The organism is Pseudomonas sp. Irchel s3f10 (genome assembly GCF_900187515.1).
GTDB lineage: Bacteria > Pseudomonadota > Gammaproteobacteria > Pseudomonadales > Pseudomonadaceae > Aquipseudomonas > Aquipseudomonas tensinigenes.
Map to the genome: position 1 here is coordinate 150,025 of NZ_FYDZ01000008.1, position 13,293 is coordinate 163,317.

Annotated in this window: 12 protein-coding genes and 1 pseudogene; 8 read left to right on the forward strand and 5 right to left on the reverse strand. The window is 57.7% G+C overall.

Features of this window, described 5'->3' with window-relative positions; translation table 11 throughout:
- Positions 1–119: 119 nt before the first annotated feature.
- Positions 120–1,241: a sugar diacid recognition domain-containing protein gene (locus CKW17_RS18415; protein WP_095120922.1), complete on the reverse strand. Its 1,122-nt coding sequence runs from the start codon at positions 1,239–1,241 to the stop codon at positions 120–122.
- A 171-nt stretch (positions 1,242–1,412) separates the two neighbouring features.
- Here CKW17_RS18415 and CKW17_RS18420 point away from each other — a divergent pair, with 171 nt between their 5' ends.
- The gene (locus tag CKW17_RS18420) at positions 1,413–2,723 is read left to right on the forward strand and encodes an MFS transporter (RefSeq protein ID WP_095120923.1); all 1,311 of its coding nucleotides are present in this window, start codon (positions 1,413–1,415) and stop codon (positions 2,721–2,723) included.
- Between the two features lie 237 nt (positions 2,724–2,960).
- On the opposite strand, the gene CKW17_RS18425 is transcribed toward CKW17_RS18420, so the two are convergent.
- The gene (locus CKW17_RS18425; RefSeq protein ID WP_095120924.1) at positions 2,961–3,329 is read right to left on the reverse strand and encodes a hypothetical protein; all 369 of its coding nucleotides are present in this window, start codon (positions 3,327–3,329) and stop codon (positions 2,961–2,963) included.
- Between the two features lie 134 nt (positions 3,330–3,463).
- On the opposite strand from CKW17_RS18425, the pseudogene CKW17_RS18430 reads away from it, so the two are divergent.
- From CKW17_RS18430 to rarD, 3 genes and pseudogenes are all read left to right on the forward strand, one after another.
- Positions 3,464–3,864, forward strand: a pseudogene (locus CKW17_RS18430) (substrate binding domain-containing protein); the annotation flags it as partial.
- 68 nt (positions 3,865–3,932) lie between these two features.
- Positions 3,933–4,946 carry an aldo/keto reductase gene (locus tag CKW17_RS18435; RefSeq protein ID WP_095120925.1) on the forward strand — a complete coding sequence of 338 codons (1,014 nt, stop codon included), beginning with the start codon at positions 3,933–3,935 and terminating at the stop codon, positions 4,944–4,946.
- A gap of 281 nt (positions 4,947–5,227) precedes the next feature.
- Entirely contained in the window at positions 5,228–6,109 is an 882-nt protein-coding gene (gene rarD / locus CKW17_RS18440) for an EamA family transporter RarD (protein ID WP_095120926.1), read from the forward strand.
- Between the two features lie 179 nt (positions 6,110–6,288).
- Here rarD and hppD read toward each other — a convergent pair whose 3' ends face one another.
- Positions 6,289–7,365, reverse strand: a complete 1,077-nt coding sequence (gene hppD / locus CKW17_RS18445; protein WP_016984437.1) for a 4-hydroxyphenylpyruvate dioxygenase — start codon at positions 7,363–7,365, stop codon at positions 6,289–6,291.
- Between the two features lie 244 nt (positions 7,366–7,609).
- Positions 7,610–8,557 (reverse strand): DMT family transporter, encoded by a 948-nt coding sequence (locus tag CKW17_RS18450; RefSeq protein ID WP_095120927.1) that lies wholly within the window; start codon positions 8,555–8,557, stop codon positions 7,610–7,612.
- Between the two features lie 78 nt (positions 8,558–8,635).
- On the opposite strand from CKW17_RS18450, the gene CKW17_RS18455 reads away from it, so the two are divergent.
- The 3 genes from CKW17_RS18455 (at position 8,636) to CKW17_RS18465 (ending at position 11,759) form a co-directional block, all read left to right on the forward strand.
- Complete coding sequence (locus tag CKW17_RS18455; RefSeq protein WP_095120928.1) at positions 8,636–9,505, forward strand: LysR family transcriptional regulator; 870 nt, start codon at positions 8,636–8,638, stop codon at positions 9,503–9,505.
- Between the two features lie 118 nt (positions 9,506–9,623).
- Positions 9,624–11,159 carry a cyclic diguanylate phosphodiesterase gene (locus CKW17_RS18460; RefSeq protein ID WP_095120929.1) on the forward strand — a complete coding sequence of 512 codons (1,536 nt, stop codon included), beginning with the start codon at positions 9,624–9,626 and terminating at the stop codon, positions 11,157–11,159.
- A 234-nt stretch (positions 11,160–11,393) separates the two neighbouring features.
- Complete coding sequence (locus CKW17_RS18465) at positions 11,394–11,759, forward strand: histone-like nucleoid-structuring protein, MvaT/MvaU family (RefSeq protein ID WP_077573093.1); 366 nt, start codon at positions 11,394–11,396, stop codon at positions 11,757–11,759.
- A 218-nt stretch (positions 11,760–11,977) separates the two neighbouring features.
- On the opposite strand, the gene CKW17_RS18470 is transcribed toward CKW17_RS18465, so the two are convergent.
- Positions 11,978–12,496, reverse strand: a complete 519-nt coding sequence (locus CKW17_RS18470) for a DUF4946 domain-containing protein (RefSeq protein ID WP_095120930.1) — start codon at positions 12,494–12,496, stop codon at positions 11,978–11,980.
- Between the two features lie 139 nt (positions 12,497–12,635).
- On the opposite strand from CKW17_RS18470, the gene gloA reads away from it, so the two are divergent.
- Positions 12,636–13,157 carry a lactoylglutathione lyase gene (gene gloA / locus CKW17_RS18475; protein ID WP_038368197.1) on the forward strand — a complete coding sequence of 174 codons (522 nt, stop codon included), beginning with the start codon at positions 12,636–12,638 and terminating at the stop codon, positions 13,155–13,157.
- Positions 13,158–13,293 lie beyond the last annotated feature (136 nt).

Here is a 13,293-nt window from a genome sequence, read left to right on the forward strand (position 1 = left end):
TTTCACAAAAGGCTCTGCGGTGAATGTACCGCCGCCATCGCGAGCAGGCTCACTCCTACAGGGGAATGCATTCCAAATGTAGGAGTGAGCCTGCTCGCGATGGCGTCCAGAAGAACGCCTCATGCCGACAGGTCGGTCTGCGGCAGCAGCTGCACCCCAAGATACAGCGCCAACATCCCGTCCAGCCTAAGCGGATCAACCCCACTCAACTCGGCAATCCGCTCCATCCGATAACGCAAACTGTTGCGATGAATCCCCAATGCATCGGCACAGGCCTGACTCTGGCCATCGTGCTCGCACCAACTGCGCAACGTCGCCAGCAACTGGCCGTTGCCGTCCTTGGCGATCACCTTGCGTAGCGGTTTGAGCAATTCGTCCAGCGCATCATCGTTGCGATGCCGCCACAGCATCACTGGCAACCGATAGCGGTTCAGCGTCAGCAGCCGCGAGTGCGGCAACACTTCCCGGCCATAGGCGAGCAAGTCGCCCACGCGCCGATAACAACGACGCAGACCGGCGAGTCCATCGGCCTGCCCGCCCACGGCAATGCGCAGAACTTTCCAGCCGAGACCGTCGAGTTTTTCCAGCAAGCGATCATGCTCGACGTGCTGGCTCGCCGGCCGACACCACAGCAGCGATGACTTCGCCGAACTCACGCACCAGCTATCGGGATAACGCGACATCAGCCAGGCACTCAGCGCCTCAACGGTTTGCCCCGGCCCATGTTCAAGGCCCAGTTCGAATAGATACGGCACCCGCGTCAATTGCGGTTTTAGTCCAAGCTGCTGCGCCTCATCGACCAATCGCGGCGAGTCCCCTGCCTCGCTCAACAGCAACGCCAGCAGATCATCGCAACGCTGGCGCCGCCATTGCTGCTCGGCCTGCTGATTGCGCTGGCCGACGAGCATCTCGGCGGTCATGCGTACCAGTTCGGCGTACGTGCGCAACTGCTCCGGCTCACCGGTGATGCCGAGCACACCGATCAAGCGCTGATCGAGCAACAGCGGCAGGTTGATCCCCGGTTGCACGCCCTTCAGATGCACGGCCGTTTGCGCATCGATCTCCACCACGCGACCGTTGGCCAGCACCAGTTGCGCCCCCTCGTGACGGGTGTTGATGCGCTCCGGTTCACCGCTGCCGAGGATCAGCCCCTGGCTGTCCATGACGTTGACGTTGTACGGCAAAATGGCCATGGCCCGGTCGACGATGTCCTGGGCGAGGTCGTGATCGAGTTCAAACATGATGGGCAAGATCCTTGAAAAACGCGGCAGTCGGTTGTTCACCCGCACAGGGTCTGGCGGCAAACCCTGTGCTCAGGCACAAAGACAATCCGGCCAAAGGTGACCGAGACTCTCGGGGCGATCAACGTTACCCTTTGCATCGCAAAAAATCATAATAAAGAGAGAGCCGCTATGTCGCAGAGCGCCGCAGCTACCCAGACCATCGATGACGATAAAAACGCCGTCTACAAACGCATCACCCTGCGTTTGATCCCCTTCATTTTCATCTGCTACTTGTTCAACTACCTCGACCGGGTCAACGTTGGATTTGCCAAACTGCAGATGCTCGACGCCCTGAAATTCAGCGAAACCGTGTACGGCCTCGGTGCCGGTATTTTCTTCATCGGCTACGTGCTGTGCGGCGTGCCGAGCAACCTCGCATTGACCCGATTCGGCCCACGGCGCTGGATCGCCGTGATGATGATCACCTGGGGCACGCTGTCGACCTGCCTGTTGTTCGTCACCACCCCGACCGAGTTCTACACCCTGCGGCTGTTCACCGGTGCGGCCGAAGCCGGGTTCTTCCCAGGTGTCGTGCTGTACCTCTCGCAGTGGTTCCCAACCTTCCGCCGTGGCCGGATCATGGCGCTGTTCATGTCGGCGATCCCGGTGTCCGGTTTGCTCGGCAGCCCGTTCTCTGGCTGGATTCTCAATCACTTCGCGGCGGGCCAGGGTGGTTTGGCCGGCTGGCAGTGGATGTTCCTGCTGCAGGGTATTCCGACGGTGATCCTCGGCGCCCTCGCCTATTTCCTGCTGAGCGACAGCTTCGCCAACGCCAAATGGTTGAGCCCGCATGAGCGCGCGGTGCTGGAGGCGGATCAGGCTGAAGACCTGGCGAACAAGCCGAAAACCACTTCCGACTCGCTGCTGGCGGTGTTCAAGAACCCGGCGATCTGGGCGTTTGGTCTGATCTACTTCTGCATCCAGAGCGGCGTGTACGCGATCAACTTCTGGTTGCCGTCGATCATCAAGAACCTCGGCTTCAGCGATAACCTGGTGATCGGTTGGCTGAGTGCGATTCCGTATCTGCTCGCGGCGGTGTTCATGCTGGTGGTCGGGCGTTCGGCGGACCTTCGTAAAGAACGTCGCTGGCATTTGGTGGTACCGATGCTGATGGGCGCGATCGGTCTGGTGATTGCGGTGAACTTCGCAGCTAACCCGGCGATTGCGATTCTCGGTCTGACCATTGCCACGATGGGTGCGCTGACTGGCCTGCCGATGTTCTGGCCGGTGCCGACGGCCATGTTGAGCGCGGGTGCGGCAGCGGGTGGTCTGGCGTTGATCAACTCGATGGGGCAGATGGCCGGGTTCCTCAGTCCGTACCTGGTGGGTTGGGTCAAGGACAGCACGGGGTCGACGGATGCGGCGTTGTATCTGCTGGCGGGGGTGATTGTCGGCGGGAGTTTGCTGGCGTTGCGCATGACGCGAACGTTGCGGGCTTGAGTTTTTGATGGATGGAAGAACGGCCCTTTTCAGGGCCGTTTTTTATTGGGGTTTCGACTTGGGTTTTGTGGTGTTCTGGAGATCTTTTCCCCCTCACCCCAGCCCTCTCCCCCAGGGGGGCGAGGGGGAAAGGGAGCCGATTTTGGTGCTTTTCAAGACTTGAGTTCGACTCGGTATTGCACGTCGGCGTATCTCGCTCAAACACCTCGGTCAGTCCCCTCTCCCTATGGGAGAGGGTTAGGGTGAGGGCTGTGCTTTGGCGTCCAGCTCAATCACCAGACCACCCGGCATCTGCACGAAAATCTGCGCAATCCCCTCGCCCGGCACCTGCGCCAGTTGATACGGCAATCCACTGTCACGCACCCGCTGCAACACCGTTTCCGCCGGCTCATCGGTACGAAACGCGATGTGGCTCAATTCCGTGTCATCCGGCAACGGCCGCTCGATCACATGCACCACCGCGTGCTCATCCTGATACAGCCAGCGACCGGGAAACGGAAACGGCGGCCGACGGCCCGGCTTCAACCCGAGCAACTTGGCGAAATCTTCCTGCAAGGTCTGCCCGTCAGCGGTATTGAACGCCAGATGATCGAATGTCCAGCTCATGCGCCTCTCCTGCGATAGTGATTGATTGCAGTATCCAACCTTGCCAATCACGAAAAAATCCCGAAAAAACGCAAAGATCTTTAAAGGATTTTTAACAATGAGCTCGATTCTCGATCTGGAGATCTTCGTCCGTGTCGCCGATTCTACCGCAACACCGCCGCGTCGCCTGCGCCAGCCCTGACTATCTGGCGCGCCATGGCACCCCGCAACATCCCGGTGAATTGTCCGGCCCTACAACAGCTGGCGTTTCAGTCGCGGCGATGAAACGCAGGAAGTGGAAGTCCACGGCGACTACCTCAGCGACGACGGTGAAGTTGCCCGCCGCTGGGCGCTGGCCGGGCATGGCATCGCCTACAAGGCTTGGCTCGACATTGCCAAAGACGTCCGTGCCGGGCGCTTGGTAACGTTGTTCGATGATTGGCAAGGTGAAAGCGTGCCGTTCAATTTGCTGTGTCCGCATCGGGTTCAAGTGTCTGAACGGGTCAGGGTGTTGCAGGGGTTTCTGCAAGAACGTTGCGCAGAATTGAGCCAATAATTCACTTTGCCGCATCGCACCCTTCTGGTATTTGATTAACCCTTTCCCACCGACAAAAGGATTTCGGCATGAGCTTTCGCACACTCGGTCACTCAGGGTTACAGGTGTCCACCCTCACCCTCGGCACGATGATGTTTGGCGAGCAGACCAGCGCCGAGGATTCGCTGCGCATCATCAACAAGGCCTGGGATCAGGGAATCAATTTCATCGACACCGCCGACGTCTACACCAACGGCCGTTCCGAAGAGATCGTCGGTGAAGCGATTGCCCGTCATCGACATGAGTGGGTGCTGGCGACCAAGGTCGGTTTCGGCCCGGTGGACGGCGTGCCGAATCGCAGCGGTTTGAGCCGCAAACATATCTTCAATGGCATCGATGCCAGTCTGACCCGGCTCGGTACTGACTATCTCGACATCTATTACCTGCACCGCGAAGACCACAACACGCCGCTTGAAGTGAGTGTGTCGGCGATTGGCGATCTGATTCGTCAGGGCAAGATCCGCTATTGGGGTTTGTCGAACTATCGCGGCTGGCGGATTGCCGAGGTGATACGAATCGCCGATAAACTCGGCGTTGACCGTCCGGTGATCAGTCAGCCGCTTTACAACATCGTCAACCGTCAGGCCGAGACCGAACAGATCACGGCCGCGCAAACCTATGGCCTTGGCGTGGTGCCCTACAGTCCGCTGGCCCGTGGCGTGCTCAGTGGCAAGTACGCGCCGGACGCGACACCGGACGCGAACAGCCGCGCCGGGCGTCAGGACAAGCGCATTCTGGAAACCGAGTGGCGCGTGGAATCGTTGCGCATTGCCCAACAGATTCAGCAGTACACTGAGCAACGCGGGGTCGGCATGGTCGAGTTTGCGATTGCGTGGGTGTTGAACAACGGCGCGGTCACATCGGCGATTGTCGGGCCGCGCACTGAGGCGCAATGGGATGCGTACACCCTGGCGCAGACGGTGAAGATTACGGCTGAGGATGAGGCGTTTATCGATTCGCTGGTGACACCGGGGCATTCATCGACACCGGGGTTCAACGATGTGAGTCATTTTGTGTCTGGGCGTAAACCGCGTTCGGTTTGAGATCCCTGCCCTCACCCTAGCCCTCTCCCAGAGGGAGAGGGAACCGATTGGGGGATATTGAGGCTACGCTTTTGCCTGAAACTGTCGTAGTGAATCCATAATCGACTCGATATTTCACACGTCGCTGAATATCGTGAAGCATCCCAGGTCAGTCCCCTCTCCCTCAGGGAGAGGGTTAGGGTGAGGGGCTTGTGTGGGGAATATTGACCACTTGGCCAATATTCAACACAAAAACCACGTATCCTTCGCGCCCCGTTTGACCATCAACCCGCGAGGACAGTTTGTCTAAAGGTATCGCTCTATCGGTTTCAGCCTCGGTGCTGTTTGCCGTCATGTATTACTACACTTCGTTGCTCACGCCGTTGAGTGGCGTGGAGATCTTTGGCTGGCGGATGCTACTGACCGTTCCGTGCATGACCGTGTTCATGCTGGTGTCCGGGGAATGGCGGCGGGTGCTGGAGCTGGTTCGGCTGATGGCGGCAAAGCCGAAATTGATCGCAGGCCTGATCGTTTCGGCGGCTCTGCTCGGTGTGCAATTGTGGCTGTTCATGTGGGCGCCGCTCAACGGCTACAGCCTCGATGTTTCGCTGGGCTACTTCCTGCTGCCACTGGCGATGGTGCTGACCGGGCGGATTGCCTACGGTGAGAGCCTGTCGCATCTGCAAAAAGTCGCGGTGTTTTTCGCCAGCCTGGGCGTGCTCAATGAGCTGTATCAGGTCGGCGGCTTTTCCTGGGCGACGCTGGTGGTCGTGGTCGGCTATCCGCTGTATTTCGTGCTGCGCAAATACCTGAAGACTGACAATCTGGGCGGCCTTTGGGTCGACATGACCCTGATGTTGCCGGTCGCGTACTGGTTCGTGCAGGGCGGCGAACAAGGCATGGCCGTGTTCGAACAATATCCGGGGCTGATGTGGCTGATTCCATTGCTTGGATTGATCAGTGCGTCGGCGTTGGTGGTGTACATCATTGCCAGCCGTTTGCTGCCGTTCAGTCTGTTTGGCCTGTTGAGTTATGTTGAGCCGGTGTTGCTGCTCGGTGTGGCGTTGTTGCTCGGTGAGAGCATCAAGTCCGGGGAATGGCTGACATACATTCCGATCTGGCTGGCGGTTGTGGTGCTAGTCTTTGAAGGCTTCAAACATCTGATGCGGCAACGCCGCCCCTGACTGCGACTACAAAAATGTGGGAGCGAGCCTGCTCGCGAATGCGATCTTTCATTCAACATCGTTGCTGATTGAACGGACGTATTCGCGAGCAGGCTCGCTCCCACAGGTTTTGTATGAAGCAAAAAAAAATCCCGGCACTGCATCTCTGCAGGCCGGGATTTTTTCAGTTCAGTGGCGGATTACTCGGTTGCGAGTACACCGCGACGCACCTGGTCACGCTCGATCGATTCGAACAAGGCCTTGAAGTTGCCTTCGCCGAAACCATCATCGCCTTTACGCTGGATGAACTCGAAGAACACCGGGCCCATCAGGGTTTCCGAAAAAATCTGCAGCAGCAGACGCTTGTCGCCCTGCTCCGAGGCGCCGTCGAGCAGGATGCCGCGCGATTGCAGCTGATCAACTGGCTCGCCGTGATTCGGCAGACGGCCTTCGAGCATTTCGTAGTAGGTGTCTGGCGGCGCGGTCATGAAGCGCATGCCGATCTTCTTCAACTGATCCCAGGTCTTGATCAGGTCGTCGGTGAGGAACGCAACGTGCTGGATGCCCTCGCCGTTGAACTGCATCAGGAACTCTTCGATCTGCCCGGCGCCTTTGGACGACTCTTCGTTCAACGGGATGCGGATCATGCCGTCCGGTGCGGTCATCGCTTTCGAGGTCAGGCCGGTGTATTCGCCCTTGATATCGAAGTAACGGATCTCGCGGAAGTTGAACAGCTTCTCGTAGAAGTTCGCCCAGTAGGCCATGCGACCGCGATACACGTTGTGCGTCAGGTGGTCGATGATCTTCAGGCCGGCACCGACCGGGTTGCGATCAACGCCTTCGATAAACACGAAGTCGATGTCGTAGATCGAGCTGCCTTCGCCGAAACGGTCGATCAGGTACAGCGGCGCGCCGCCGATGCCTTTGATTGCCGGCAGGTTCAGCTCCATCGGACCGGTTTCGATATGAATCGGCTGAGCGCCGAGTTCCAGTGCGCGATTGTAGGCTTTTTGTGAATCCTTGACGCGGAACGCCATGCCGCACACCGAAGGGCCGTGCTCGGCAGCGAAGTACGAGGCGACGCTGTTCGGTTCGTTGTTGAGGATCAGGTTGATTGCGCCCTGACGGTACAGGTGCACGTTCTTGGAGCGGTGGGTGGCGACTTTGGTGAAGCCCATGATCTCGAAGATCGGCTCCAGGGTGCCCGGCACCGGCGATGCGAGCTCGATGAATTCAAAGCCCATCAGGCCCATTGGGTTTTCGTATAAATCTGTCATGGTGACGCCTCATCATTCTTATCAAATTAACCTGGGTTATTTGTCAGTCTGCGAGGTCGGTGGGTGGCGCACAGGAGATGCCACGCACACTGCGGGCGAGGAAGTCACCGTAGATCAGTTGAAACCCGAATATCTTCATTGTCGACCCAAGGCTCTTGCGGGCGAGGCTTCTGCTGCCAGAAGACGATTATTATTGTATGCGTAAACCGATTCTACACAGCGTAAATAGGCTTGTCTGCTCTCTCTATAAAATCCGCTTTTTTGCGCCCGCTGCAAGGGGTTTGTTGCACAGGTAGATGCCGCTCAGGATCAACGCTCCGCCCATGCACATGGCCGCCGTGAGTTGCTCGCCCAGTAACAGCGCGCCAAGGATGACTGCCGTCAACGGGTTCAAAGCGATAAAAACGCCGCTGCGCGTCGCGCCGATTTTACGAATGCCATCGTAGTAGCCGATGTAGGCCAGCGCCGAGCCGAGGACACCGAGGTAGATCAAGCTCAGCCATTGCGGCAGGGCGAGGTTATTCAGCGCACCCCAGCTCAGCTCGCCGCGTACGGCCGCCAGAATCCACAACATCAGCGTGCCGATCAGGATCGAGTACGTCACGGTCTGCACTGGCCCCAGCGTCTGATTCAGCTCTCGGGAAAACAACGAATAAACGCCCCATCCCAGCACACAGCCGAGAATCAACAGATCACCGATCCATGCATCGGGCGTTGCAGCCAGTAATTGCGGATTGCGGCTGACGATCACCAGACCGGCCCCGACAATACAGGTCGCGATGCCGGCGACTTTCATCCGGCCCAGGCGTTCTTTGAACAACCACCACGAGGCCAGACCGATCACTGCCGGGTTCAACGCGACGATCAACGAGGCGCGCGAGGCGTTGATGTATTGCAGGCCGTAAAAGAAGCACAGGTTGTAGAAGAAAATCCCGAAGAACCCCAGCAGTGCCAGTTGCAGCCACTGCCGTGGGGTCGGCCGCGTCAAGGGGATCTGCGCCAGCCACAAAAAGCCGAGCAACGCCGCACTGGCCAGCAAAAAGCGCAGGCTGGCGGCGAACACCGGGCTCAGGCTATCGGCCAGAAAACGCCCGGCGACAAAGGTCCCGCCCCAGATCATGGTGACCGCCGCCAGTGTCAGGTAAACGGGTATGTCGGATGAAGATGTGTGCAGCTGCTCGGCGTTGCGCATGACGCTCCAGACCTAGGAAGTTGAGGAATGCCGTATCATTCACCTCATTCCCCATCATCGTAAAATGAGCAAATACTCATGACCCTCACGCAACTGGAGATCTTCTCGCTGGTCGCCCAACTGCGCGGCTTTACCCTCGCGGCCCATCGGTTGGGGATTTCACAGTCGGCGGTGTCCCACGCGATGAAATCGCTGGAGCAGGAACTGGGGGTCGAGCTGCTGCGTCGGCACCAGTCGGCAGTGGAACTCAGCGATATCGGCGAACAATTGTTGCTGCGTGCCCGCGCCATGCTCGGCCTGGCCAACACTCTGCGCCAGGAGGCCGCCGATGCTCGCGGGATGAAAAGCGGCACCTTGCGCATCGGCTCGTTCGGGCCAACTTCGTCGATCAAACTGTTGCCCAATATTCTGCGACGCTATCGAGAAGCGCATCCGGGCATCGAAGTGCACATCGATGAAGGCCCGGACCGTCAAGTGACTCAATGGTTGGAAGAACGGCGGATCGACATCGGCTTCGTAGTACTGCCCGAAGAGCGTTTCGACACGTTTGCCCTGATCGAAGACCAGATGGTTGCCCTGCTCCCAGTGAGCCATCCGCTGACAGCGCGGTCGGCGTTGAGCCTCAAGGACTTGTGCGACACCCCGTTCGTGCTGACCGAGGCCGGTTCAGCGGAACTGGTGTCGCGATTGTTCACGGCCGCGCGTTTGCAACCGAACATTCGCTATCGCTGCTCGCAACTGCTCAGCACCCTCGACACGGTCAGCCGTGGCGATGCCATCACGATTGTTGCCGAAGGGTCTTTGCCGGACGATGCCTCACCTCGCTACGTGAAGAGGCCGTTGTTGCCCGCCGTGCAGCGTCAGATCGGACTTGCCGTCCTCGATCAGCGTCAGGCGTCACCCGCTACGCTGGCCTTTATCGAGCTGGCAACGCGGATGCAGCACTGATGAGCGGCGCGAGCGCCTTCTGCCATCTATCATCCCCTCTGGCTGATGTGTTTTTCAGCGGCGCGCCGTTATCCGGCCTGCATTCGAGAGCCCCACTCCATCGCGACAGGATGCGCCCATGCCGTTGACCGTCAGACCCCGCCGCAAGCGCAGCACCCGCATCGTTTTTACACTGCTCAGCGGTTTGCTTCCGGTGCTGCTGGGTAGCGCGATTCTTTATATGCAAGCCGAACGCACGCTGGAGCAAGGTTCAAGACAGACTGCCGAAGAGGCGTTGCGCCAATTCGAGTTGATGCTCGACAACACCGCCCAGGCCGCCCATCAATTGCTGCCACTGGCCGGCCAGACGTGTGAGAACGTCAAACTCGCTTTACGCGAGCAAGTCACTCGCCGCCCGTTCGTGCGCTCGACCAATCTGGTGTGGGACGACAATCTCTATTGCAGCTCGTTGTTTGGCGACTATAAAGAAGCCGTCAACGCGGGCGACTACAACCAGGGCAAGTTGTGGCTGATGAATGGCAATCCGGTGACACCCAACACCGCTCTGCTGGTCTATCGGCTCAGCGAAGGTCGCGGCGGCGCCCTGACAACACTGGACGGTTATCATCTAAGCAACATGTTGCGTCTGATTGGCCGGCACATGCTGCTGGTGTTGCAAGTGGGCGACAACTGGCTGTCGGCCGACGGCAAAGTGCACAGTGGCGCCCTGCCCGCGTTGCCGATAGCGCAAAACAGCTTGGACTCCTCCCGTTATGCGTTCAGCGTTTCTGCGGGTTTTCCCGAGGGCGAAACCTGGCGCTACATGGCCGATGAGTATCCGCCGCTGTTCAGTCTGTTGATCTTTTTTGGCGTGGTATCGGGGGCCATCGGCCATGTCTTGCAGAAGCGCTCTGCGTCTCCGAGCCACGAGATGCTTCGGGCGCTCGAGGCAGGCGAGTTCATTCCTTACTTTCAGCCCGTGGTGCACGGCGACAGCAAGGCATGGTCGGGGGCCGAAGTGTTGATGCGCTGGGCTCATCCCAAAGAAGGTCTGGTGCGCCCGGATCTGTTTATTCCGTTCGCCGAGCATTCGGGGTTGATCGTGCCGATGACTCGCGCACTGATGCAACAAACCGCAGCGCTGTTAGGCCCATTGTCACCGACGTTCACCCCGCCGTTTCATATCGGCATCAATATCACCGCGAGCCACTGCAAAAACCTGGAGTTGGTGGACGACTGCCGAACGTTCCTCGCCGCGTTCGCGCCCGACAGCATCAGCCTGGTATTGGAGTTGACCGAACGCGAATTGATCGAGCCGACCGACATCACCCGGCAATTGTTCGAGCAACTGCACGCGCTGGGTGTGAAGATCGCGATTGACGACTTCGGCACCGGCCACTCGAGCCTCGGCTACTTGCGCAAATTCAATGTGGACTTCCTCAAGATCGATCAGAGTTTCGTCGCCATGATTGGCATCGATGCGCTGTCCCGACACATTCTCGACACCATTATCGAACTGTCGGCCAAGCTTGATTTGGGTATTGTGGCCGAAGGTGTCGAAACTCAGGCGCAGGCCGATTATCTGACCGCACATCACGTCAACTTTCTGCAAGGCTACCTGTTCGGCAAACCGATGCCGGCAGCGGACTTCATCAGCGCATTAACTCACCATTAACTAAGCCGGATTAAGACGAGCGTACCGACCAGACGCACCAAATTGATACAAAAGACCGCTGTTGTTACATGAAGACAACATCAGGATTTACTCTTGGCGCATTAACTACTACAATTTTTTCAACCTGAGCAAGATTGGCAGGTGAGCCATTTATCACCGAGTCGCTTCAAGGCTCTTGGCTTACAGCTTTGTTTGCGGTTGGTATCAGCCAAATACACTATTGGAGTAAAGATATTGTCCAGACTCGCTGAATTTCGTGCAGCTGAAAAGGCCCTTCAGGAACAGCTCAAGCAGCTGGAATCGCTGAAGAACGATGCCGGGCTCAAGAAAGAAATCGAATTCGAAGAAAAGCTCCAGGGGCTGATGAAACACTACGGCAAAGGCCTGAAAGACATCATCGCCATTCTCGATCCGAACCCGGCAAAATCCGGCCTGCAGACCTCTGCAGCACCTAAAACCCGCCGCGCTCGCGTGGTCAAGGTTTATCACAACCCGCACACCGGTGAACTGATCGAAACCAAGGGCGGCAACCATCGCGGCCTGAAAGCCTGGAAGGAACAATACGGTGCAGCTACCGTTGATTCCTGGTTGCGCGGTTAATCCGACGCCAACAAAAAAGCCCTGCATGATGCAGGGCTTTTTTATTGACAATATCTAACAAATGAAATGAATTTCATCTAACAATTTCGACTTTTCTGTAACGTGGCTGAGTCAGACAGCTAAACATTTTGCTGCGCAATGTTGCGATCGCAGCCCTGCGTTAAACTTTGTGCTTAATCCCTTCGGGTATCTAATCAAGCCATGAAGAGTACAGCGACTTAAAGTTTCAAGCTGTTTCTCACCGCCACTATCTCGTCTGCGCTCGCCTTATAAACCTCTGCCTGCCCAGCGTAGGAAAGAACATAAGCCTTGTCCGCCTCGACCGCCGCGACCAAGGTTTGCGACAACACATGCCGACCGTTTTCGGTGATCGTGCAAGTGGTTTCCAGTGCCGACAAAGTGCCCAGCGTGGCCGGATGCACTTTGTTGCAGACACTTTGGTAGCCACCCTGGAAGAAGTGCTTCTGTATCGACTTGCGCATCTCCAGCAGCACGCCTTGCAGGTTGACCTGATGCCCCTTCTCAACCTGAGTCATGGTCAATTCCATCACCATCACCTGATTGCCATCGGCGTCGTTTTTGACCCCACGCTGGCGGAAAACCTGCGCAGTCGCCTCAGGCAGCGCCTCGACTTGCCAACCGGCCGGCCAAGTGATGCTCGGTTCGTCCGCTGACGCGCACACCGCCACAAGCGACAATAAAGAAAAAACAAACACGGATTTGAACAGTCGGATCATTGCCGGACGCACTCGCAGATTGAGCGGTAAAGTCTGAGGCTCGCCCGCACGCAGGGCAAGTCTGCCCTTTCATTTGGCGATGCCGACAGGCATGCGTATCATTGCGCCCATTCACTCGCCCATAGTTATTGGAGGGCCCATGAGCCTGCACGAACTCAACACTTTCCCCGGCGTCACCGCCACGCCAGACAGCGCAACCCGAAACTTCGTTTTCAACCACACCATGTTGCGTGTCAAAGACATCAGCAAATCCTTGGACTTTTACACCCGCGTACTGGGTTTCTCGCTGGTTGAGAAGCGTGACTTCCCGGAAGCGGAATTCAGCCTGTATTTCCTCGCGCTGGTCGACAAAGCACAGATCCCGGCCGACGCCGCTGCGCGCACCGAGTGGATGAAGTCGATTCCCGGCATTCTGGAATTGACTCACAACCACGGCACCGAGAATGACGCCGATTTCGCCTATCACAACGGCAATACCGATCCGCGTGGTTTTGGCCATATCTGCATTTCGGTTCCGGATATCGTCGCGGCGTGTGCACGCTTTGAAGAGCTGGGTTGCGATTTTCAGAAGCGCCTGACCGACGGCCGCATGAAAAGCCTGGCCTTCATCAAGGATCCGGATGGTTACTGGGTCGAGATTATTCAGCCTGCGCCGCTGTAAAAGCTGAAAAGCCCCTCACCCTAACCCTCTCCCATAGGGAGAGGGGACTGATTGGGGGATATTCAAGAATTCCGCCGACGTGAAAGATCTTTACCGAATCCATAATCGGCTCGGTCATTCAGGTCGATGGAAAACG